Genomic DNA, 20,820 nt, shown 5'->3' on the forward strand with positions numbered 1-20,820 from the left:
GCAGAGTGGTTCCATGGAGACCTTCGAGAACCTCGTCCGTGCCGAGTTCGCCCCGAAGCACACCTACCTCAACACCGCGAGCAACGGGCTCCTGCCCGCCCGGACCGTCACCGCCGTACAGCAGGCGGTGCGGATGCGCGCGGAGGGCACGCCCCTGGGTCCCCTGTACGAGGACGTCGAGGCCGCTCGCGCTTCCTTCGCCCGGCTGGCCGGCGTGCCGGCCGAGCGGGTCGCCACCGGCGCCTCGGTCGCCGAGTACGGCGGGCTGATCGCCGCCTCACTGCCCGAGGGCGCCGAAGTCCTCACCGCGGAGGCCGACTTCGCCTCCCTGGTGAACCCGTTCCACGCGCGCGGCGACCTCAAGGTGCGCGCCGTGCCCCTGGAGCGGCTCGCCGAGTCCGTCCGCCCCGGCACCGCGCTCGTCGCGGTCAGCACCGTCCAGTCCGCCGACGGCCGGCTCGCCGACCTGCAGGCCGTGCGCGAGGCGGCCCGGGCGCACGGGGCCCGCACCTACGTCGACGCCTCCCAGTCGGCCGGCTGGCTGCCGATGGAGGCCGACGCGGACGACTTCCTCGCCGCCGTCGGCTTCAAGTGGCTCCTGGGACCGCACGGGGCCGCGTTCTTCGTCGCCCCGCGGGACTTCGGCGGGCTCACGCCGCTGCTCGCCGGCTGGGTCGCCGGTGAGAAGCCCTGGGACAGCTGCTACGGCCCCGTCGAGGAACTCGCCCACTCCGCACGGCGCTTCGACATCAGCCCGTCGCTCTTCAGTTACGCCGGGCTGCGCGCCTCCCTGGAGCTGCTGGAGGACATCGGCGTCGACGTCGTGCACGCCCACGACGTCGCCCTCGCGGACCGCTTCCGCGTCGGGCTCGCCGAGCTGGGGCACGCGCCGGTGCCCGCGCCGGGCTCGGCGATCGTGTCCGTGCCGGGGCTCGGCCACCGGCAGGGCGAGCTGAGCCGGGCGGGCATCGAGGTGTCCGACCGGGCGGGGAATCTGCGAGCCGCGTTCCACCTCTACAACACGGCGGCGGACGTCGACCGGCTCCTGGACGTCCTGAAGGCATGAAGGCATGAAAAAACCGGGTGGGGCCTCCCGTCCCACACGAGGAGGCCCCACCCGGCAGCTTCGTCACACGGTCACTTCACCGGCGTGAAGTCCCGAGCGCCGATGAACTCCGGCCGCCGCACCGGCGCCGCGAACGGTTCCACCGCAGTGTTCTCCACGCTGTTGAACACGATGAACACGTTGCTGCGCGGGAACGGCGTGATGTTGTCGCCGGAACCGTGCATGCAGTTGCAGTCGAACCACGTCGCCGAACCGGCCTTGCCCGTGAACAACTTGATGCCGTGCTGCGAGGCCAGCAGGGTCAGCGCCTCGTCCGACGGCGTGCCCGCGTCCTGCATCTGCAGCGACTTCTTGTAGTTGTCCTTCGGCGTGGCCCCCGCGCACCCGAGGAACGTCTTGTGCGACCCCGGCATGATCATGAGTCCGCCGTTGGTGTCGTAGTTCTCGGTCAGCGCGATCGAGACCGACACCGTGCGCATCCGCGGCAGACCGTCCTCGGCGTGCCACGTCTCGAAGTCGGAGTGCCAGTAGAAACCACTGGCCCCGAAGCCCGGCTTGACGTTGATCCGCGACTGGTGGACGTAGACGTCCGAGCCGAGGATCTGCCGCGCACGGCCGACGACCCGCTCGTCCCGCACCAGCTTGGCGAACACCTCGCTGATCTTGTGCACCTCGAAGACCGAGCGGATCTCCTTGGACTTCGGCTCGACGATCGACCGCTCGTCGGCACGGATGTCCGGGTCGTTCACCAGCCGGTTCAGCTCGTTCCGGTAGACGGCGACCTCGTCGTCGGTGATCAGCTCGTCGATGGCGAGGAAGCCGTCACGCTCGAAGGAGAGCAGATCGGCCGGCGCGACCGGACCGGGCGCGTCGGGGGCGCCCCAGACGACCGGGTCCTGGCGCGGGGTGAGCACCTCGGTGGCGCCCCGACTGGGATACAGGTCGGGGATACCGGTGGTGGTGGTGTCGGTGATGGCGGTCATGGAAACGTCACACCTCCTCGGTGAGCAGCGGGTAGACGCCGTTCTCGTCGTGGTCCTCCCGTCCGGTCACGGGCGGATTGAAGACGCAGAGGCAGCGGAAGTCCTTCTTGATCCGCAGCGTGTGCTTCTCGTGCCCGTCCAGGAGGTACATCGTGCCGGGCGTGATGGTGTACGACTTCCCGGTCTCGCGGTCGGTCAGCTCGGCCTCGCCCTCCACGCAGACGACGGCCTCGATGTGGTTGGCATACCACATCGACGTCTCCGTACCCGCGTACAGGATCGTCTCGTGCAGGGAGAAGCCGACCTTCTCCTTGGCGAGGACGATGCGTTTGCTCTCCCACGTGCCGGACGCCGACTTCACGTGCCGGTCGGTACCTTCGATCTCCTTGAACGAACGGACAATCACGGTGCTGCGATGCCTCCTAATTGGGGTGGTGCCGGTTGCTCGATCAGGCGGTCTCACGGACGGCGCGGGCCAGCGTCGACAGACCCTCGTCCAGTTCCTCGGGCGTGATGGTCAGGGCGGGGAGCAGTTTCACGACCTCGCTCTCCGGCCCGGACGTCTCGATGAGCAGGCCGAGCTCGAAGGCCCGCTTGGCGACCTTGCCCGCACGGTCCTTGTCGTGGAACTCCAGGCCCCACACCAGGCCGCGGCCCCGGTACTCCTTGACGTCGGCCAGGTTCTCCTCGGTGATGGAGATCATGGCCTGCTCGACCTGCTCGCCGCGCTTGCGGGTCTGCTTCTCCATCGCGGAGCCGTCGGCCCAGTACGCCTCCAGGGCCGCGGTCGCCGTGACGAAGGCGGGGTTGTTGCCGCGGAAGGTGCCGTTGTGCTCACCGGGCTCCCATATGTCGAGCTCCGGCTTGAACAGGCAGAGCGACATGGGCAGGCCGTAGCCGCTGATCGACTTCGAGACGGTGACGATGTCCGGCGTGATGCCCGCCTCCTCGAAGGAGAAGAAGGCGCCGGTACGGCCGCAGCCCATCTGGATGTCGTCGACGATCAGCAGCATGTCCTGCCGCTCGCACAGCTCGGACAGGGCGCGCAGCCACTCGGCCCGGGCCACGTTGATGCCGCCCTCGCCCTGCACGGTCTCGACGATCACGGCGGCCGGCTTGTTCAGGCCGGAGCCCTGGTCCTCCAGCAGCCGCTCGAACCACAGGAAGTCCTCGACGGTGCCGTCGAAGTAGTTGTCGAACGGCATGGGCGTGCCGTGCACCAGCGGGATGCCGGCGCCGGCCCGCTTGAACGCGTTGCCGGTCACGGCCAGCGAGCCGAGCGACATGCCGTGGAAGGCGTTGGTGAAGGACACGATCGACTCGCGCCCCTTCACCTTCCGCGCCAGCTTCAGCGCGGCCTCCACGGCGTTGGTGCCGGTCGGGCCCGGGAACATGACCTTGTACGGCAGGTCGCGCGGCCGCAGCAGCAGGTTCTGGAAGGCCTCCAGGAACGTGCGCTTGGCGGTGGTCGACATGTCGAGCCCGTGCGTGACGCCGTCGCGCTCCAGGTAGTCGATCAGGGCGCGTTTCAGGACGGGGTTGTTGTGCCCGTAGTTCAGTGACCCGGCTCCGGCGAAGAAGTCGAGGTACTCATGGCCGTCCTCGTCGTACATGCGGCTGCCCACCGCACGGTCGAAGACGGTGGGCCAGCCGCGGCAGTAGCTGCGTACCTCGGACTCGACGGTCTCGAAGACGCTCAGGTCGGGCTGGGTGATGGTCACGACGAATCGCTCCTCGGTGCGTGGGGGAAGTCTGGGGAGTCGGGGGAAGTCAGTGGGACAGCGGGCCGATGCGGTACAGGACCTCTGGGTCGTGCGGCCCGTCGGGGAACACGGCCGTGTCGAACAGCACCTCGCGCTCCAGCCGGGCGCCGTGCCGCTCGGCGAATGACGTGAACAGGCGCTCCGAGGCGGTGTTGCCCGGGGTGATGGTGGTCTCCACCGTCGTCACCCCGCGTTCCGTGGCGGTCCGGGCGACCAGACCGTCGAGCAGCGTGGCGGCCAGCCCGCGCCCGCGGTGCGCCTCGTCCACCGCCACCTGCCAGACCAGCAGGGTGTGCGGGCTGTCCGGCCGCACGTACCCGGTGATGAAACCCATCGGCTCGCCGTGCTCGTCACGCGCTACGGCCGACGTGGCCGCGAAGTCGCGGCACCACAGCAGATAGCTGTAGGACGAGTTCAGGTCGAGAACCTTCGAGTCCTTCGCCATCCGCCACAGTGCGGCTCCGTCAGCCACCGTGGGGCGGTCGATTTGCGGATCTGCTTGTACGGCAGTCATGCGAATTGAACTTACCCAGCGAAATTCGAAATTGCATCGCCGGGAGGGGTTACGTATGAGCCGGTCCTGTGTTATCGCGCGAGCGCGAGGCTCCGCGTAAAAGGGCAGCGGTATGCCCAATATTGTCCGGGTAATACCGGGCATAGTGGTCACGGTGTGTAACGCGTCACAGCCGTGTAATCACCACGAGATCTGTCCGAATTCCTTCTCCAGGTGTCCTCAAAATCTTTGGGTTTAGGATTGGAGAAAGCGGGCAGAAGAATACGGGAAGCTGTTCTTGAAGGAATTCCTAATTGTGTGCCAGCTTACATGCGGGTCGTCTCGGAAACACGTTTAATTCAAGCCCCGGTCACTCCGTCGATACGTTCCCGCAGGAGATCGGCGTGACCGTTGTGCCGGGCGTACTCCTCGATCATGTGGATCAGGACCCAGCGCATGCTGACCGCCATCCCGGGCACCGGGCCCTCGGCGACCCGCCCGATGTGGTCCAGCGGCAGCCCCGCGCACAGCTCCCGCCCCCGTGCGATCTCCCGCCGCCAGATCCCGAGCGCCTCGTCGAGCCCCCGCCCCGGGTCCAGCGTGTAGCCGGTGCCGTCCTCGTACACCGGTGGCACGTCGAGGCCGGCGGCCACCCGCTGGAACCAGTTCCGCTCGACCTCGGCGAGATGCTGCACCAGCCCGAGCAGCGTCAGCGTGGACGGCTCGGCCGACGCCGTCCGCACCTGCGCGTCGTCCAGCCCGGCGCACTTCAGCTCCAGCGTGGCCCGGTGGAAGTCCAGCCAGCTCTCCAGCATGGCCCGCTCGTCACCGGTGAGATGCGGGACGGGACGGCCGTCGGGAAGGGTGATGGGGGCGTCGGCGGGGGTGTTGTCGGCAGGGCTGTTGGTGGTCATGCGGCGAGCATGGCACGGACGACTGACAACGACGGCGGACCCGGGCTGCGGCCCGGCGGCGGGCTCTGGCTGCCGCCCGGCGGCGGGCTCTGGCTCCTGCCCGGCCTTGGGCCCCGGCTCCTGCTGGCGGTGGACCCTGGCTCTCGCCCGGCGGCGGCCCCGGCTCCTGCCCGGCTTCGGCCTCTGGCTCTCGCCCGGCTTCGGCCTCTGGCTCTCGCCCGGCTTCGCCTCTGGCTGCCGCCCGGCGGTGGACCCTGGCTCTCGCACGGCGGCGGCCCCGGGCTGCCGCCCGGCCTTGGCCCCCGGCTCCCGCCCGGCGGCTGGCCCGGGCCACCGCCCGGCCTCGGACCCCGGTTCCCGCCCGGCGGCTGGCCCGGGCCACCGCCCGGCCTCGGACCCCGGTTCCCGCCCGGCGGCTGGCCCGGGCCGCCGCCCGGCCGTGAACCCCTGCTACCGCCACGCCTCCTCGGCCGCCCGCAGTGCCCCCGCCACGTCCACCGACAGGCCCGCCTCGGAGAGTGCCGCGCCCAGTGCCGCCAGGCTCGCCCGCACGGTGCCCGGCGTCGCGTCCGCCCCGTAGTGGTTGACCCGGATCATCTCCTTGGCCAGCGCACCCCCGCCGGCGGCGAGCGGCGCCGCCGGATCCGCCTGGAGCGCCCTGGCCACCAGCTCCGACGCCACCACCCCGGACGGCGCCCGGAGCGTCGTCGCGACCGGCGCCGCGTCCCGGGCCTCGTACACGTACGGCTCCAGCCCGCCGCCGAGCGCCACCGCCCCGGCCCGCGTGGCCGCCGCCGAGGAGGCGTGCCGGGCCATCACCGCCTCCAGCCCGATCGTCTCGATCCGCTCCACGCACGCCTCCAGCGCCAGCATCTCCAGCTGCGCAGGAGCGTGCAGCAGCGCCTTGCGGCCGCCGTCGATCCACCGCTCCTTCCAGTCGAGCAGCGACAGGTACGACCGGCGCGGCGCCCGCGGGTTCGCCGCCATCCGGGCCCAGGCCCGCTCGCTCACCGACACCGCCGACACCCCGGCCGGCCCGCCCATCGCCTTCTGCGCCCCGATCACGCACAGGTCCACGTCCCACGCGTCCGGCAGCACCGGCTCGGCACCGATCGACGCCACCGCGTCCAGATAGAACAGGGCCCCGTGCTCCCGCACCACCGCGCCGATCTCCGCGACCGGATTGGTGTTGCCGGTCGCCGCCTCCGCGTGCACCAGCGACACGAAGTCGATCTCCGGGTGCTCGGCGAAAGCCTGCCGGACCTGCTCGGCCGTGACCGCCGTGTGGAAGGGCACCGCCAAGTCGACCACCGTCGCCCCGCAATCGCGCAGCCAGTCGCCGAAGGTCCGCCCGTACGGGCCCGTGATCACGTTCAGGGCCGTCGTGCCCGGACCGGCCGCGGCGCGGATCGCGCCCTCCAGCGGCAGCAGTGCCTCGCCCTGCATGATCACGACGTCCTGCTCGGTGCGCAGCAGCCGTGCCACACGGTCCTCGATCGCGGCGAAACGGTCCGCACCGAGCGGGGTCAGGTCCAGAAACGGATGCGTCACGGTGGCACTCTCTTCACGTGCGGGGACAACTCGCGGGACTACTCGCGGGAACAACGGGAACGAGCGTAACCGCCGCGCCCCAGCCCGCTACGACCGAGCCCCAGCCCCCTACAACCGGTGACTTCGCAGGCCCGACGCCCCCCGCAGCCATCGGATTGTTTTCAGTCACTCAAACTTCTCCTTATGATCGGAACCCACAGTTCACTCACAGGAGGCTCGCCGTGAACACGCACCCCGGGCACCGGGCCCGCATCCTGGCCGCCACCACCGCGACGGCCGGGCTGCTGCTCGTGGCCGGCTGCACCTCCACCGACGACGGCGGCAGCGGCAAGAAGACGGCCCCGGGCGGCGTCGAACTCGTCAAGGCGGGCAAGCTCACCACCTGCACCCACCTGCCGTATCCGCCGTTCCAGTCGGAGATCGACGGCAAGGTGCAGGGTTTCGACGTGTCGCTGATCGACCTGGTCGCCAAGGACCTGGGCGTGAAGCAGGACATCGTCGACCAGCCCTTCGAGAACTTCAAAACCGGCGGGTCCCTCAACGCCGGCCAGTGCGACCTCGCCGCCGCCGGCATGACCATCACCGAGGAGCGCAAGAAGAACGTCGACTTCTCCGACCCGTACTTCAACGCCACCCAGGCCGTACTGGTCGACAAGAAGAGCGGCATCTCCTCCTTCGCCGGCCTCAAGGGCAAGAAGCTCGGCGCCCAGGCACAGACGACCGGTGAGGACTACGCCAAGAGCAAGGGCCTCGACCCGGTCTCCTTCGAGTCCTCCGACGCCGTCCTCAACGGCCTGCGCACCGGCCAGGTCCAGGCCGTCGTCATCGACTACCCGGTCGTCCAGGGCTGGCTGAAGGACAAGGCCAACGCCGATGCCTTCGAGGTCGCCGAGCAGATCAACACCGGCGAGCAGTACGGCTTCACGGTGAAGAAGGGCAACACCAAGCTCCTCGCCGCCATCAACAAGGCGATCGCGGACGCCAAGGCCGACGGCACGTACAAGAAGCTGTACGAGCAGTGGATCGGTCCCTACGACGAGTCCGCCGCGTCGCCCGCCGCCTCATGACGGACACGGCCACGCCCGAAGTCCAGCCGAAGAAGAAGGGCCTCACCCGGCGGCAGAAGCGCGGCGTCTCGCGCGGCGTCCAGTACGCCGTCTTCGTCGCGGCCGTGATCGCCTTCGCGGTCTCCGCCGACTGGGACCGGCTCCAGAACCAGTTCGCGCAGGCGGACATCGCCGAGCGCATGTTCCCGGACGTCATCGAGCTGGCGCTGAAGAACACCGTGCTCTACACGGTGTCCGGCTTCGCCGTGGGGCTGGCCCTCGGCATGGTGATCGCGCTGATGCGGCTGTCCTCCGTGGGGCCGTACCGCTGGCTCGCCGGGATCTACATCGAGATCTTCCGCGGCCTGCCCGCCCTGCTGATCTTCATCTTCATCGGCGTCGCCGTACCGCTGGCCTTCCCCGGCACCGAGATCATCGGCGGCACGTACGGCAAGGTCGCCCTGGCGCTCGGCCTGGTGGCCGCCGCCTACATGGCCGAGACGATCCGCGCGGGCATCCAGGCCGTGCCCAAGGGGCAGATGGAGGCGGCCCGTTCACTCGGCTTCTCGCCCGCGCGGGCGATGATCTCCATCATCATCCCGCAGGCGTTCCGCGTCATCCTCCCGCCGCTCACCAACGAACTGGTGCTGCTGTTCAAGGACTCCTCGCTGGTGCTGTTCCTCGGCGTCACCCTGGAGGAGCGGGAACTGTCCAAGTACGGCCGCGACCTGGCCAGCCAGACCGCCAACTCCACGCCGATCCTGGTCGCCGGACTGTGCTACCTGCTGGTCACGATCCCGCTCGGCTTCGTCGTACGCCGCATGGAGGCGAAGGCCCAGGAGGCCGTGAAATGAGCCGACCCGAGATCGAGGTACGCGCGCTGCACAAGTCGTTCGGCGCCAATGAGGTGCTGCGCGGCATCGACCTGGAGATCGGCCGGGGCGAGGTCGTCTGTGTCATCGGCCCGTCCGGCTCGGGCAAGTCGACGCTGCTGCGCTGCGTGAACCTGCTGGAGGAGCCGACCAAGGGGCAGGTGTTCGTCGGCGGCACGGAACTGACCGACCCGGACGTCGACATCGACGCCGTACGCCGTCGCATCGGCATGGTCTTCCAGCAGTTCAACCTGTTCCCGCACCTGACGGTGACCGAGAACCTCACGCTGCCGCAGCGGCGGGTGCTGCGCCGCGACAAGGCTGCGGCCGCGAAGGTGGCCGCCGAGAACCTGGCGCGCGTGGGCCTGTCCGAGAAGGCGGCGGCCTACCCCTCCTCCCTGTCCGGCGGCCAGCAGCAGCGCGTCGCCATCGCCCGGGCCCTGGCCATGGGCCCCGAGGTGATGCTGTTCGACGAGCCGACCTCGGCCCTGGACCCCGAACTGGTCGGGGACGTCCTCGCGGTGATGCGCATGCTCGCCGACGAGGGCATGACGATGATGGTCGTCACCCACGAGATGACCTTCGCCCGCGAGGTCGCCGACCGGGTCGTCTTCATGGACGGCGGCGTGATCGTCGAGGACGGCACCCCCGAGCAGGTCATCGGAGCCCCGCGCCACGACCGCACCCGCCACTTCCTCTCCCGCCTCCTCGACCCCGCCATGGCCGAGGTGGAGGAGGAGACCTCGGACCAGGTGGGCAAGGCCGACTAGCGGCTCACTAAGGTGCCGTACATGAGCGATCGCACGGTGCTGCACGTGAAGGGACGGGTGCTCGTCGGACCCGAGGAGGTCCGCGACGAGCTGTGGGTCGTGGACGGCCGGATCTCCTACGGCCGTCCCGTCGGCGCCCGCGACATCCGTACCGTCAGGGGCTGGGCCCTGCCCGGCCTCGTCGACGCGCACTGCCACGTGGGACTCGACCGGCACGGCGCGGTCCCCAGGGACGTCGCCGAGAAGCAGGCGCTGACCGACCGGGACGCGGGCACGCTGCTGATCCGCGACGCGGGCTCGCCCTCCGACACCCGCTGGATCGACGACCGCGACGACCTGCCGAAGATCATCCGTGCCGGGCGGCACATCGCCCGCACCCGCCGCTACATCCGCAACTACGCCTGGGAGATCGAGCCGGACGACCTCGTCGCCTACGTCGCCCAGGAGGCGCGGCGCGGCGACGGCTGGGTGAAGCTGGTCGGGGACTGGATCGACCGCGACCTCGGCGACCTGTCGGCCTGCTGGCCGCGCGGGGCGGTGGAGGCGGCGATCGCCGAGGCGCACCGCCTGGGCGCCCGGGTCACCGCGCACTGCTTCTCGGAGGACTCCCTCCAGGACCTCGTCGAGGCGGGCATCGACTGCATCGAGCACGCGACGGGCCTGACCGAGGACCTGATCCCGCTGTTCGCCGAACGGGGCGTCGCCATCGTCCCGACCCTGGTCAACATCGCCACCTTCCCGCAGCTCGCCGACGGCGGCGAGGCCCGGTTCCCGCGCTGGTCGGCCCATATGCGCCGGCTCCACGAACGCCGCTACGACACCGTGCGGAACGCCTACGACGCCGGCGTCCCCGTGTTCGTCGGCACCGACGCGGGCGGCGGACTCGCCCACGGCCTCGCGGCGGCCGAGGTCGCCGAGCTGGTCACCGCGGGCATCCCGCCCGTCGAGGCCCTGGCGGCGGGAACCTGGACGGCCCGGACCTGGCTCGGCCGCCCCGGCCTGGACGAGGGCGCCCCGGCCGACCTCGTCGTCTACGACGAGGACCCGCGCAAGGACGTGGGCGTGCTGACCGCGCCGCGCCGGGTGGTGCTGAACGGGCGCGTGGTCGGCTGAAGCAGAGGCGGCACCCCGGGGCCCGGATGGCGGGGCAGGCCGGCCTCTGGGAGCGTGGAAGGCGAGGACGAACCCTGCCAGAGCGGGAGGTTCCGATGCGCGTCGCACCTTTGAGCGGACTGCTGGCCGTCATCCTGACCATCACCGCTTTCGCGCTGCTCGGCGACACACCCGCCTATGACGCCACCGGCCGCGAGGTCAGAGCCTTCTACGAGGACCACCAGGGCCAGACGTGGACGAGCCTGTACCTGCTGGTGCTCGCCGCGGTGTTCGTCGTCTTCTTCGCGGCCCACCTGGCCGGTGTCGTACGGGACGTCCCGGCGGGCGGCGGCTGGCTGCACCGCGTGGTCCTCGGCGGCGGCCTGCTGATCGCCGTCGGCTTCCTGATCGGGGCCTCGCTGACCCTGGCCCTGGCGGACCTCGCCGGCGAGCCGACGGCCTCCGGTCCCGCGCTCCAGGGCCTCAACACCTTCAACGAGGACTTCTTCATCCCCTTCGTCGGCGGCATGGGCCTGTTGCTTCTGGGCACGGGCCTGGCCACCTTCCGCGCCACCGTCAGCCCGCTGCCCCGCTGGCTGGCCTGGGCGGCCGTCGTCATCGGCGTGCTGATCTTCATCCCCTGGGTCGGCTACCTCGCCTTCGCGGCCGCCGGGCTCTGGGTCGCCGTCACCAGCGTCCTGCTGACCCGCCGCCCCGAGGACGGCACCCCGATCGCGAGGGAGACGGCCGGGACCGCACGGCGGTGAGCCGTCAGCTCGCCCTTGCACGGCGGTGACACCGCACGTCAGTGAGCCGTCAGCCCGCCACCGCCCGCTCCAGCGCCCGCAGGAACCCGTCCACCGTCGCCCGGTCCCGCACCGCCAGCCGCAGCCACTCCCCGTCCAGGCCGGGGAAGGTGTCCCCGCGCCGCACGGCGTAGCCGAGGTCGCGCAGCCGGTCGCGTACGGCCGCCGCGTGCGGAAGCCGGATCAGGACGAACGGGCCCTGCGCGGGCTCGACCACCCGCAGCCCGGCCGGGGCGAAGCGGGACAGGCCCGTCAGCAGGTGGGCCCGGTCCGCGGCGATGCGGTGGGCCGCGTGAGCCGCCTCCGCCAGCGCCCGTGGCCCCACGCACGCCCGCGCCGCGGCCAGCGCCGGCGTCGACACCGGCCACAGCGGCTGCGCCCGCTCCAGGTCCGCAATGGTCTCCGGCGCCGCCAGCACGTACCCGATCCGCAGCCCGGCCAGCCCCCACGTCTTGGTCAGGCTGCGCAGCACCACGAGCCCGGGCACGTCGACACGGTCCGCGAGGGCTTCCCGCTCGCCCGGCACCGCGTCCATGAACGCCTCGTCCACCACCAGCAGCCGCCCGGGCCGGGCGAGAGAGGCGATCACCTCCGCCGGGTGCAGCACCGACGTCGGGTTCGTCGGATTGCCGATCACCACCAGGTCCGCGGCCTCCGGGACGGCCGCCGGGTCCAGCCGGAATCCGTCCTCCTCCCGCAGCAGCACCCGGTCGACCGTGTGCCCCGCGTCCCGCAGCGCGGCCTCCGGCTCCGTGAACTGCGGATGGACCACGACCGGCCGCCGCACCTTCAGCGCCCGCGCCAGCAGCACGAACGCCTCCGCCGCCCCCGCCGTCAGCAGCACCCGCTCCACCGGCAGGCCGTGCCGCGCCGCCACCGCCGCGCGCGCGGCCCGCCCGTCCGGGTAGGCCGCCAGATCGCCCAGCGACGCGGCGATGTGCTCCCGCAGCCACGCCGGCGGGGTGTCCGCGCGGACGTTCACGGCGAGGTCGACGAGCGACCCGCCGCCGTCCCGGACCTCCGCGTCCCCATGGTGCCGCAGGTCGTGCCCGCCGTCAGTGCGCATGGGAGTGCGCCCCGTGGTGGTGGCCGTGCCCGTGGTGATGGCCGGCGTCGTCCGGGTGGAAGTGCGGCTGCTGCGGCATCCCCACCTTGTCCTCGAAGCCCGGCAGCGCGACGCGGTACACGCACGAGTCGCAGTTCATCCGCAGATCGCCCTCGACGGCCTCCGTGTACCGCTCCCACACCAGGTCCAGCAGCTCCGGCTCCGGCCCGATGACGTCGGCCGAGCGCACCTCGACCTCCGGGTGCGCCGCCGCCCAGCCCTCGGTCTGCAGCCGCACCCGGTCCGGCAGGATGCCGGTGAACAGGAAGTAGGGGAGCACCACGATCCGGCGGGCGCCCAGCCGCGCGCAGCGGTCTAGTCCGCTCGGCACGTCCGGCGCCGCCAGCGACACGAACGCCGTCTCGACCCCCGCGTACCCGCGCCCCTCCCACAGCAGCCGCGCCGCCTTGTGCACCTCGGCGTTGGCGTCCGGGTCCGTCGAACCGCGCCCCACCAGCAGCACCGTCACATCGGCCCGGTCACCCGGCCTGCGTCCCGCGGCGCCGCCCAGCGCCTCGTCCAGCCGCCGCTCCAGCACGTTCAGCAGCGCCGGGTGCGGACCGAGCGGACGACCGTACGTGTAGGAGATCCCGGGGTGCCGCTCCTGCTCGCGGGCCAGCGCCGCCGGGATGTCGCCCTTGGCGTGCCCGGCGGACACCAGCATCAGCGGCACGGCGGCGAACCGCCGCACACCCCGCTCCACCAGCTCGGCGACGGCCTCGCCCAGCGGCGGCGGGGACAGCTCGATGAAGCCGCCCGCGACGGGCAGTTCCGGGTGGCGGGCCCCCAGTTCCCGCACGAAGTCGCGGAACGCCTCGGCTCCGGCGTCGTCACGGGTGCCGTGGCCGGCGATGAGCAGGGCTGGCGGAGTGGTCACAGGTTCTCCTCGGCGGACGTGGGGTGGTGGACGACGCGGTTCACTCGGGCTCCTCCTGCCAGCGGTAGCCGCGCGGCGTCACCATGCGCCCGGCGATCTCCCGGGTCGCGGTGTTGCCCACGGTGACGACCGTCATCATGTCGACCGTCGCCGGATCGAGCGCGGTCAGCGTCGTGAGCCGGGCGGACTCGTCCGGCCGTGAGGCGTTGCGTACGACACCGACCGGCGTCGTCGGCGCCCGGTGCTCGGCGAGGATGCTCAGCGCCCTGGGCAACTGCCAGTCGCGGCCGCGCGAACGCGGGTTGTAGAACGTCACCACGAGGTCGGCCTCGGCCGCCGCCCGTACCCGCCGCTCGATGACCTCCCACGGCGTGTGCAGGTCGGACAGGCTGATCGACACGTGGTCGTGGCCCAGCGGCGCGCCCAGGATCGCACCGGCGGCGAGCGCCGCCGTCACGCCGGGCACGCCCACCACGTCGATGTCGTCGGAGGCCTCGGCCAGCGCGGGGGACGCCATGGCGTACACGCCCGCGTCCCCGCTGCCGATCAGCGCGACGGCCCGCCCCGCCCGGGCCTCCTCGACGGCCGTGCGCGCCCGCTCCTCTTCGGCCCCGAGGCCCGACTCCAGGATCCGGGTGCCGGGCCGCAGCAGATCACGGATCTGGTCGACGTACTGGTCGAGTCCGACGAGCACGGAAGCGCGCCGGAGTTCGGCCTTCGCCCGCGGCGTGAGCAGGTCCCGGGCACCCGGCCCGAGCCCGACCACCGCGAGCCGCCCGCGCCCCGGGCGCCGTACGACGGCACAGGTCGCCATGGCGGACTTCCGCTTGGGGACCAGGAGTTCGCCGCCACGCAGAAGTGCCGAGGCCTCCGCGACCGAGGGCGTACCGACGGCGGCGAGCGGCGCGTCGGACGGATTGGGCACGTCGACGGCGGCCAACTCCCCGGCGGAGTACGTCACCAGGGGCACACCGAGCCGCCGCGCGGCCTCGACGAGGCCGGGCTCCCCGGCCTTGGCGTCGACGGTGGCCAGCTCGGCGACCGACGCCGCGGACAGCCCGGCCTCCCGCAGGGCGTCCTCGACCAGCCCGAGCACCTCTTCGACGGGAGCGCCCTTCGACGCCCCGACCCCGACGACCAGCGACGGCGGGCGCAGCACCACCTCGCGCTCGGCCGCCTGGACGAGCCGGTCGGTCAGCCGGATCGTGTACGACCCCTCGGCGGCCACCGGGAGCGGCGGCAGCGGCCAGGCCACCTCGGCCCGCAGCGTCACCGCCTCACCGTCCAGCAACGCCCGCGAGACCCCGGCGACATCGCCCTCCACGGGCAGGCCGAGGGCGTCGAGACCGGGCAGGCCCACGGCGTCCGTCGCCGTGGTCACCACCGGCTCGGCACCCAGCAACTCCCCGACCTCCCGGGCGAGTTCATTGGCCCCGCCGGCATGCCCGCCCAGCAGGGACACCGCGAACCGGCCGCCCTCGTCGACGCACACCACGCCCGGGTCGGCCGCCTTGCCGGCCAGCAGCGGCGCCACGAGTCGCACCACCGCGCCCGTCGCCAGGAAGCACACGAGCTGCTCGCACTGCGCGAACGCGGCCCGCACGGCGTCCCCGACGGGACCCTCGTACACGCGCGTGCGGTCCGGCCAGGCGGCGGCCAGCCGGTCCCGCGCGGCCGCGCCCGCCGCGGTGGCGGAGATGAGGCCGATCACTGAGCGACTCCTTCTGCGATTCCTGCGTCTTCTTCGACAGACCGGGCGATCATGTGCGGGCACCCCGTTCGCGCAGGGCCTTGCGGGCCTCGGGGTCGGCCTTGCGGTAACCGTGGAAGTGACCCGGGTGGTAGAGGTGCGAGCGCGTGCCGTGCGCGTCGAGCGCCGGGCCGACCAGGAACAGCGTGTGCTTCCAGAGCTTGTGTTCCTTGACCGTCTCCTCCAGCGTGCCGACCGTGCACTTCACGATCAGCTCCTCCGGCCAGGTCGCCTGGTACGCCACCACGACCGGGGTCGTCGTCGGATAACCGCCCTCCAGCAGCTCCCGCACGAGCTGCCCGCTGCGGGCCGCGGAGAGGAAGATCGCCATGGTGGTGCCGTGCCGGGCGAACTCGCGGACCTCCTCCCCGGGCGGCATGGGCGTCTTGCCGCCGCCGAGCCGGGTCAGGACGACGGACTGCGCGACCTCGGGGATGGTCAGCTCGCGCTGCGCGAGCGCGGCGACGGCGGAGAAGGCGGACACCCCGGGCACGACCTCGGTCGCCAGGCCGATCTCGGCACACCGGTCGAGCTGCTCCTGGGTGCCGCCCCACAGGGCGGGGTCACCGGAGTGGATCCTGGCGACGCGCAGGCCCTCCTCCCGGGCCCGCCGGTACACGGCCACGACGTCCTCCAGGGACAGGGCCGCAGAGTCGAGGATCTCCGCGTCCTCGCGCGCGTGCTGGAGAACCTCCGCCTGGACCAGGCTCGCCGCCCAGATCACCACGTCGGCCTCGGCGATGGCCCGTGCGGCACGGAACGTCAGCAGGTCGGCGGCGCCGGGGCCGGCACCGACGAAGGTCACCTTGCCCGTGGGGGCGTCGGCCATGGAGTGGTCCTCTCGTACAGGGGGTTCCGATGGGTGGGCGAGTCAGAGCTTTCCGCCCCGCCCGCCGTCGCGCCGGGCGGGGGAGATGAGCGTCGACAGGTAGGGCAGGGGAGTGCCGTCCAGGTCGGCGGCCGGCCGGATCGACTCCTCCGTCAGCCCCAGTGCCGACCCCCACACCGCGTCACCGATCCGCCCGGTCTCCCGCAGCGCGTCGGCGACCTCGTGCGCCTGCCGGCCGAACTTGTAGGCGACGACCGTCCCGGGTCCGGCGAGGGCCTCCTTGAGGACGGTCGACCCCGCCGTGACGGGCACGAGCGTGAGCGGCTCGGTCCCCTCGGTCAGCACGGCGCCCGACCGCGCGGCGAGGTCCTGCATGGCGGTGATCCCGGGCACGGTCTCGACGACGGTCCCCGGCACCAACTCGGCGACGGTCTGCGCGAGATACGTGAACGTGGAGTACACGTTGGGGTCCCCGATGGTCGCGAAGGCGACGGCACCGTGCCCGCGCAGCAGCTCGGCCACCCGTTCGCCCGCCGCGTCCCAGGCCGCCTCGCGCCGCGCCCGGTCGCTCCGCTCGTTCAGCGCGAACACGACCCGGACGACCTTCTCCTCGGGCACGTAGTGCAGCACGGTCGCCTCGGCCCGCCCGCGCTCGCCGCCGTCTTTTCCATCAGACGCAGCCATCACGGGAACGACCACGACCTCGGCCTTCCGCAGGGCGTTCACACCCTTGACGGTCACCAGCTCCGGATCCCCCGGCCCGACCCCGACCCCGACCAGCCTGCTGCTCATGACGTCCGGCACCTCTCCACGAACCGACGGGCGACACCGGGCTGTGCCGCCCAGTGCGTGTGCAGATAGCTCGCGTGCACACCGCGCCGCACGAACCCCTCGACGCGCCGCTGAGGGGTCCTGAGGCCCCAGGCGGGTTCGGCCCCCGCCCCGGGCTCCACGGCGGTCCGGTGGAACTCGTGCCCGCGCATCCGTGTCCCCGCCGCCGCGAGCACACTGTCGCCGACGGCCACCGCGTCCCGGTACCCCAGGGTCAGCCGTCCGGTCATCCGCGCCCCGGCGTCCAGCACCCCGCACATCGGCTGTCCGTCCAGCTCCCGGCACAGATAGAGCAGCCCGGCACACTCGGCGGCCACGGGAGCGCCGCTCTCCGCCAGGTGGGCAACGGCCTTGCGCAAGGGTTCGTTGGCGGACAGCTCGGCGGCGTACACCTCGGGGAACCCGCCCCCGATCACCAACCCGCGCGTCCCTTCGGGCAGTTCCTCGTCCCGCAGCGGATCGAAGGGCACGACGTCGGCACCGGCGGCGGTGAGCAGCTCGGTGTTCTCGGCATAGGAGAAGGTGAACGCCTCACCGCCGGCGACGGCGACGACCAGCCCGTCCGGCGTTTGAGGACGCGGCCGTTCAGGCCGACCGGGGGTCCAGGGGGCGGAGCCCCCTGGCGGGGTCGAAGGGGCGGAGCCCCTGGAGGACGGGACGGGTAGGGCCGGCGGGGGCGAGGAAGCCACAGCCGCAGCAGCATCCCACGCCTCGCACGACAACACCCCCGCACTCCGGGCCAGCCCCGCCAACGCGTCCAGATCACAACCGTCGGAGACCTGCGCGGCCATCGCCGCAACCGCCTCGACCGCCTCGGCCCGCCGCTCGGCGACCGGCACCAGCCCCAGATGCCGCGACGGCGTGTCCACCTGAGGAGCCCGCCGCAACACCCCGAGCACCGGCACGCCCGTCTGCTCCAGCGCCTCCCGCAGCATCTCCTCGTGCCGGTCCGACGCGACCTTGTTCAGGATGACGCCCCCGACCCGCACCTCCGGATCCCAGGAGACGAACCCGTGCACCAGCGCGGCCACCGACCGCGACTGCGACGACGCGTCGACGACCAGCACCACCGGCGCCCGCAACAGCTTCGCGACATGCGCCGTGGAGGCCAGCTCCCCCTCCCCGGCGGCCCCGTCGTACAGCCCCATCACGCCCTCGACGACCGCGATGTCACACCCGCGCGCCCCGTGCAGGAACAGCGGCCCGACCAGCTCGGGCCCGCACAGATACGCGTCGAGGTTCCGTCCCACCCGTCCGGTCGCGAGCGCGTGGTACCCGGGGTCGATGTAGTCCGGCCCGACCTTGTGCGGGGACACGGCGAGCCCCCGCGCGGCGAACGCGGCCATCAGCCCCGTGGCGACGGTGGTCTTGCCGCTGCCCGACGAGGGCGCGGCGACGACCAGCCGGGGCACGGACGAGGACGTCACCACTCGATGCCCCTCTGCCCCTTCTGCCCCGCGTCCATGGGGTGCTTCACCTTGGACATGTCGGTCACGAGGTCGGCGAAGTCCAAGAGCTTCTGGGGGGCGTTGCGCCCCGTGATCACCACATGCTGGGTGCCGGGCCGGTTGCGCAGGACGTCCACGACCTCGTCCGTGTCGACCCATCCCCAGTGCATCGGGTAGGCGAATTCGTCCAGCACGTACAGCCGGTACGTCTGAGCCGCCAGGTCCCGCTTGACCTGCTCCCAGCCCTCCCGGGCCTTCTCCTCGTTGTCCAGCTGTGCGTCGCGCTGCACCCAGGACCAGCCCTCGCCCATCTTGTGCCAGGCGACGGACCCGCCCTCACCGGAGGCACCGAGGACACGCAGCGCGTTCTCCTCGCCGACCTTCCACTTCGCCGACTTGACGAACTGGAACACCCCGATCGGCCAGCCCTGGTTCCAGGCCCGCAGCGCGAGCCCGAAGGCGGCCGTCGACTTGCCCTTGCCGACGCCCGTGTGCACGACCACCAGCGGCCGGTTCCGGCGCTGCCGGGTCGTCAGACCGTCGTCCGGAATCACACTCGGCTGTCCCTGCGGCATTACGCGGCCCTCCTCGAAGTCCCCTGCACATCCCTGACCAGCCCGGCGATCGAGTCGGCCCGCAGCTCGTCCAGCGTCACGGCCGTGCCGCCCAGCTCACCGGCGAGCTGCCCGGCGAGTCCCAGCCGCACCGGCCCCGACTCGCAGTCCACGACGACCGACGCGACACCCTCGGCCGCGAACAACCGTGCCGCCCGCCCGGCCAGCGCGACCGGCTCCGGGCCCCCGGTGGCCCGCCCGTCCGTCACCAGCACGACCAGCGGCCGCCGCGCCGGATCCCGCAGCCGCTCCAACCGCAGCACGTCGTGCGCGCGCAGCAGTCCGGCGGCGAGCGGCGTCCGCCCGCCGGTCGGCAGCGACTCCAGCCGGGCCGCCGCCGCGTCCACGGACGAGGTCGGCGGCAGCGCGACGTCCGCGCCCGAACCCCGGAACGTCACCAGCCCCACCTTGTCCCGCCGCTGGTAGGCGTCCAGCAGCAGCGACAGCACGGCCCCCTTCACGGCACTCATCCGCTGCCGCGCCGCCATCGACCCGGAGGCGTCCACGACGAACAGCACGAGATTGCCCTCGCGCCCCTCGCGGGTGGCCTGCCGCAGATCGTCCCGGCGCACGACCAGACCCGGCCCGGACCGCCCGCGCGCCCGCTGGTGCGGCGCCGCGGCCTGCACGGTCGCCGCCAGGTGCAGCTTGGTGAGCGTGCCCCGCGGTCGCCGGGACCCGGTCGTCCGCCCGTGCTCGGTCCGCGCCCGCGAACGCCGCCCGGCCGCGCCCTCGCCGATCCCGGGCACGCTCAGCACTTTGGCCCGGAACGGCTCGGCCGCCCGTACGGCCGACTGCTCACCGGCACCCGACGGCTGCGGCTGCCCGTTCTCCCCGGCCTCGGGCGTGGCCCCGGTGTCGTCGCCCTGGGGACCCTCGTCGGGCTCCGGCTGCCCGCCGTCTCCGCCGCCTCCGCCGGGTCCGTCCGGCCCCTGGTCGGGGTCGGGATCGGGGTCCGGGTCGTCGTCCCCGGAGAACTCCTCCAGGGTCTCGTCCAGCTTGTCCTCGTCAAGACCCGGCGCGTCGAAGGGGTTGCGCCGCCGCCGGTGCGGCAGCGCGAGCAGCGCGGCCTGCCGGACGTCCTCCGCGAGCACGTCCGTACGCCCCGCCCAGGCCGCCAGCGCGGTCGCCGTCCGCGCCATCACGATGTCGGCGCGCATGCCGTCGACCTCGAAGGCCGCGCAGGTCGCCGCGATCTGCCGCAGCGCCCCGTCGCCCAGCCGCACGGACGGCAGCAGCTCCCGTGCCGCGATGATCCGCGCCCGTACGTCGGCCTCCTCGTCCGCCCACCGGGCCGCGAAGCCGTCCGGATCGTCGTCGTAGGCGAGCCGCCGCCGGACGACCTCGACCCGCTGGTCGGGCTCCCGCGAGGCCGCGACCTCGACGGTCAGCCCGAACCGGTCGAGCAACTGCGGCCGCAGCTCGCCCTCCTCGGGGTTCATGGTGCCGACGAGCAGGAAGCGGGCCGCGTGCCGTACGGAGACGCCCTCGCGTTCCACGTACGAGGCGCCCATCGCGGCCGCGTCCAGCAGCAGGTCGACCAGGTGGTCGTGGAGGAGGTTGACCTCGTCCACGTAGAGGATGCCGCGGTGCGCGTCGGCGAGCAGGCCGGGCTCGAAGGCCTTCACGCCCTCCGACAGCGCCCGCTCGATGTCCAGCGCGCCCACGAGGCGGTCCTCCGAGGCACCGACGGGCAGTTCGACCATCCGGGCCGGACGGGCCTGGCCGGCTGCTCCCGGCGCGTGCGGCCCGTCGGGGCAGGCGGGGTCTGGGGAGGAGGGGTCGCAGGAGAAGCGGCACTCGGGGACGACCGGGACCTCGGGCAGCAGCGCCGAAAGAGCGCGCACGGCGGTGCTCTTCGCGGTCCCTTTCTCCCCGCGCACGAGCACGCCGCCCACGGCCGGGCTGACTGCGTTCAAGAGCAACGCCAAGCGCAGGTTGTCTTGTCCGACGACGGCTGTGAACGGATAGGGAACACTCACGCCGGGATAACTCCTTCGAGTGGCTGGT

At 72.4% G+C, this 20,820-nt stretch carries 20 protein-coding genes; 6 read left to right on the forward strand and 14 right to left on the reverse strand.

Annotation, left to right across the window (positions count from 1 at the left end; genetic code table 11):
- Positions 1-13 precede the first annotated feature (13 nt).
- Positions 14-1,066: an aminotransferase class V-fold PLP-dependent enzyme gene (locus ACIBL4_RS16230; protein ID WP_399410404.1), complete on the forward strand. Its 1,053-nt coding sequence runs from the start codon at positions 14-16 to the stop codon at positions 1,064-1,066.
- Positions 1,067-1,137: 71 nt separating this feature from the next.
- Here ACIBL4_RS16230 and thpD read toward each other — a convergent pair whose 3' ends face one another.
- The 6 genes from thpD to ACIBL4_RS16260 all read right to left on the reverse strand — a co-directional run bounded on the left by thpD (position 1,138) and on the right by ACIBL4_RS16260 (position 6,770).
- Entirely contained in the window at positions 1,138-2,049 is a 912-nt protein-coding gene (thpD, locus tag ACIBL4_RS16235) for an ectoine hydroxylase (protein WP_399410406.1), read from the reverse strand.
- A gap of 7 nt (positions 2,050-2,056) precedes the next feature.
- Positions 2,057-2,455: an ectoine synthase gene (locus ACIBL4_RS16240; RefSeq protein ID WP_059422332.1), complete on the reverse strand. Its 399-nt coding sequence runs from the start codon at positions 2,453-2,455 to the stop codon at positions 2,057-2,059.
- Positions 2,456-2,498: 43 nt separating this feature from the next.
- Positions 2,499-3,770 carry a diaminobutyrate--2-oxoglutarate transaminase gene (ectB, locus tag ACIBL4_RS16245; RefSeq protein WP_399410409.1) on the reverse strand — a complete coding sequence of 424 codons (1,272 nt, stop codon included), beginning with the start codon at positions 3,768-3,770 and terminating at the stop codon, positions 2,499-2,501.
- 49 nt (positions 3,771-3,819) lie between these two features.
- Entirely contained in the window at positions 3,820-4,326 is a 507-nt protein-coding gene (gene ectA, locus ACIBL4_RS16250; protein ID WP_399410411.1) for a diaminobutyrate acetyltransferase, read from the reverse strand.
- 338 nt (positions 4,327-4,664) lie between these two features.
- Positions 4,665-5,219, reverse strand: a complete 555-nt coding sequence (locus tag ACIBL4_RS16255) for a DinB family protein (protein WP_399410413.1) — start codon at positions 5,217-5,219, stop codon at positions 4,665-4,667.
- Between the two features lie 450 nt (positions 5,220-5,669).
- Positions 5,670-6,770 carry a pyridoxal-phosphate-dependent aminotransferase family protein gene (locus tag ACIBL4_RS16260; RefSeq protein ID WP_399410415.1) on the reverse strand — a complete coding sequence of 367 codons (1,101 nt, stop codon included), beginning with the start codon at positions 6,768-6,770 and terminating at the stop codon, positions 5,670-5,672.
- A 221-nt stretch (positions 6,771-6,991) separates the two neighbouring features.
- Here ACIBL4_RS16260 and ACIBL4_RS16265 point away from each other — a divergent pair, with 221 nt between their 5' ends.
- From ACIBL4_RS16265 to ACIBL4_RS16285, 5 genes are all read left to right on the forward strand, one after another.
- Positions 6,992-7,837, forward strand: coding sequence for a transporter substrate-binding domain-containing protein (locus tag ACIBL4_RS16265; protein WP_399410417.1), 846 nt, complete (start codon positions 6,992-6,994; stop codon positions 7,835-7,837).
- A complete protein-coding gene (locus ACIBL4_RS16270; RefSeq protein WP_399410419.1) occupies positions 7,834-8,670 on the forward strand; it encodes an amino acid ABC transporter permease in 837 nt (278 codons plus the stop codon). The genes ACIBL4_RS16265 and ACIBL4_RS16270 overlap by 4 nt, the downstream gene beginning before the upstream one ends.
- Positions 8,667-9,458: an amino acid ABC transporter ATP-binding protein gene (locus ACIBL4_RS16275; protein ID WP_399410421.1), complete on the forward strand. Its 792-nt coding sequence runs from the start codon at positions 8,667-8,669 to the stop codon at positions 9,456-9,458. Before ACIBL4_RS16270 ends, ACIBL4_RS16275 begins: the two co-directional genes overlap by 4 nt.
- Before the next feature lie 21 nt (positions 9,459-9,479).
- On the forward strand, positions 9,480-10,571 hold the full coding sequence (locus ACIBL4_RS16280) for an amidohydrolase family protein (RefSeq protein ID WP_399410423.1): 1,092 nt from the start codon (positions 9,480-9,482) through the stop codon (positions 10,569-10,571).
- A 95-nt stretch (positions 10,572-10,666) separates the two neighbouring features.
- Entirely contained in the window at positions 10,667-11,317 is a 651-nt protein-coding gene (locus tag ACIBL4_RS16285) for a hypothetical protein (protein WP_399410425.1), read from the forward strand.
- 49 nt (positions 11,318-11,366) lie between these two features.
- Here the strand turns inward: ACIBL4_RS16285 and cobC are convergent, their stop codons facing one another.
- From cobC to ACIBL4_RS16325, 8 genes are read right to left on the reverse strand one after another with little or no spacing between them, the layout of a single operon-like run.
- On the reverse strand, positions 11,367-12,422 hold the full coding sequence (gene cobC / locus ACIBL4_RS16290; protein ID WP_399410427.1) for an Rv2231c family pyridoxal phosphate-dependent protein CobC: 1,056 nt from the start codon (positions 12,420-12,422) through the stop codon (positions 11,367-11,369).
- A complete protein-coding gene (locus tag ACIBL4_RS16295) occupies positions 12,412-13,338 on the reverse strand; it encodes a sirohydrochlorin chelatase (protein WP_399410429.1) in 927 nt (308 codons plus the stop codon). Before ACIBL4_RS16295 ends, cobC begins: the two co-directional genes overlap by 11 nt.
- A 40-nt stretch (positions 13,339-13,378) precedes the next feature.
- Positions 13,379-15,049, reverse strand: a complete 1,671-nt coding sequence (cobJ, locus tag ACIBL4_RS16300) for a precorrin-3B C(17)-methyltransferase (protein WP_399410431.1) — start codon at positions 15,047-15,049, stop codon at positions 13,379-13,381.
- A 49-nt stretch (positions 15,050-15,098) separates the two neighbouring features.
- Positions 15,099-15,917 carry a precorrin-4 C(11)-methyltransferase gene (gene cobM / locus ACIBL4_RS16305; RefSeq protein WP_399410433.1) on the reverse strand — a complete coding sequence of 273 codons (819 nt, stop codon included), beginning with the start codon at positions 15,915-15,917 and terminating at the stop codon, positions 15,099-15,101.
- Between the two features lie 42 nt (positions 15,918-15,959).
- Positions 15,960-16,709 carry a precorrin-2 C(20)-methyltransferase gene (cobI, locus tag ACIBL4_RS16310; protein WP_399410435.1) on the reverse strand — a complete coding sequence of 250 codons (750 nt, stop codon included), beginning with the start codon at positions 16,707-16,709 and terminating at the stop codon, positions 15,960-15,962.
- Positions 16,706-18,178, reverse strand: a complete 1,473-nt coding sequence (locus ACIBL4_RS16315) for a cobyrinate a,c-diamide synthase (RefSeq protein WP_399410437.1) — start codon at positions 18,176-18,178, stop codon at positions 16,706-16,708. The genes cobI and ACIBL4_RS16315 overlap by 4 nt, the downstream gene beginning before the upstream one ends.
- On the reverse strand, positions 18,172-18,771 hold the full coding sequence (cobO, locus tag ACIBL4_RS16320; RefSeq protein ID WP_399410439.1) for a cob(I)yrinic acid a,c-diamide adenosyltransferase: 600 nt from the start codon (positions 18,769-18,771) through the stop codon (positions 18,172-18,174). Before cobO ends, ACIBL4_RS16315 begins: the two co-directional genes overlap by 7 nt.
- Complete coding sequence (locus ACIBL4_RS16325; protein WP_399410441.1) at positions 18,771-20,792, reverse strand: putative cobaltochelatase; 2,022 nt, start codon at positions 20,790-20,792, stop codon at positions 18,771-18,773. The genes cobO and ACIBL4_RS16325 overlap by 1 nt, the downstream gene beginning before the upstream one ends.
- Positions 20,793-20,820: the final 28 nt, after the last annotated feature.

It is taken from the genome of Streptomyces sp. NPDC050416 (genome assembly GCF_044458845.1).
Classification (GTDB): domain Bacteria; phylum Actinomycetota; class Actinomycetes; order Streptomycetales; family Streptomycetaceae; genus Streptomyces.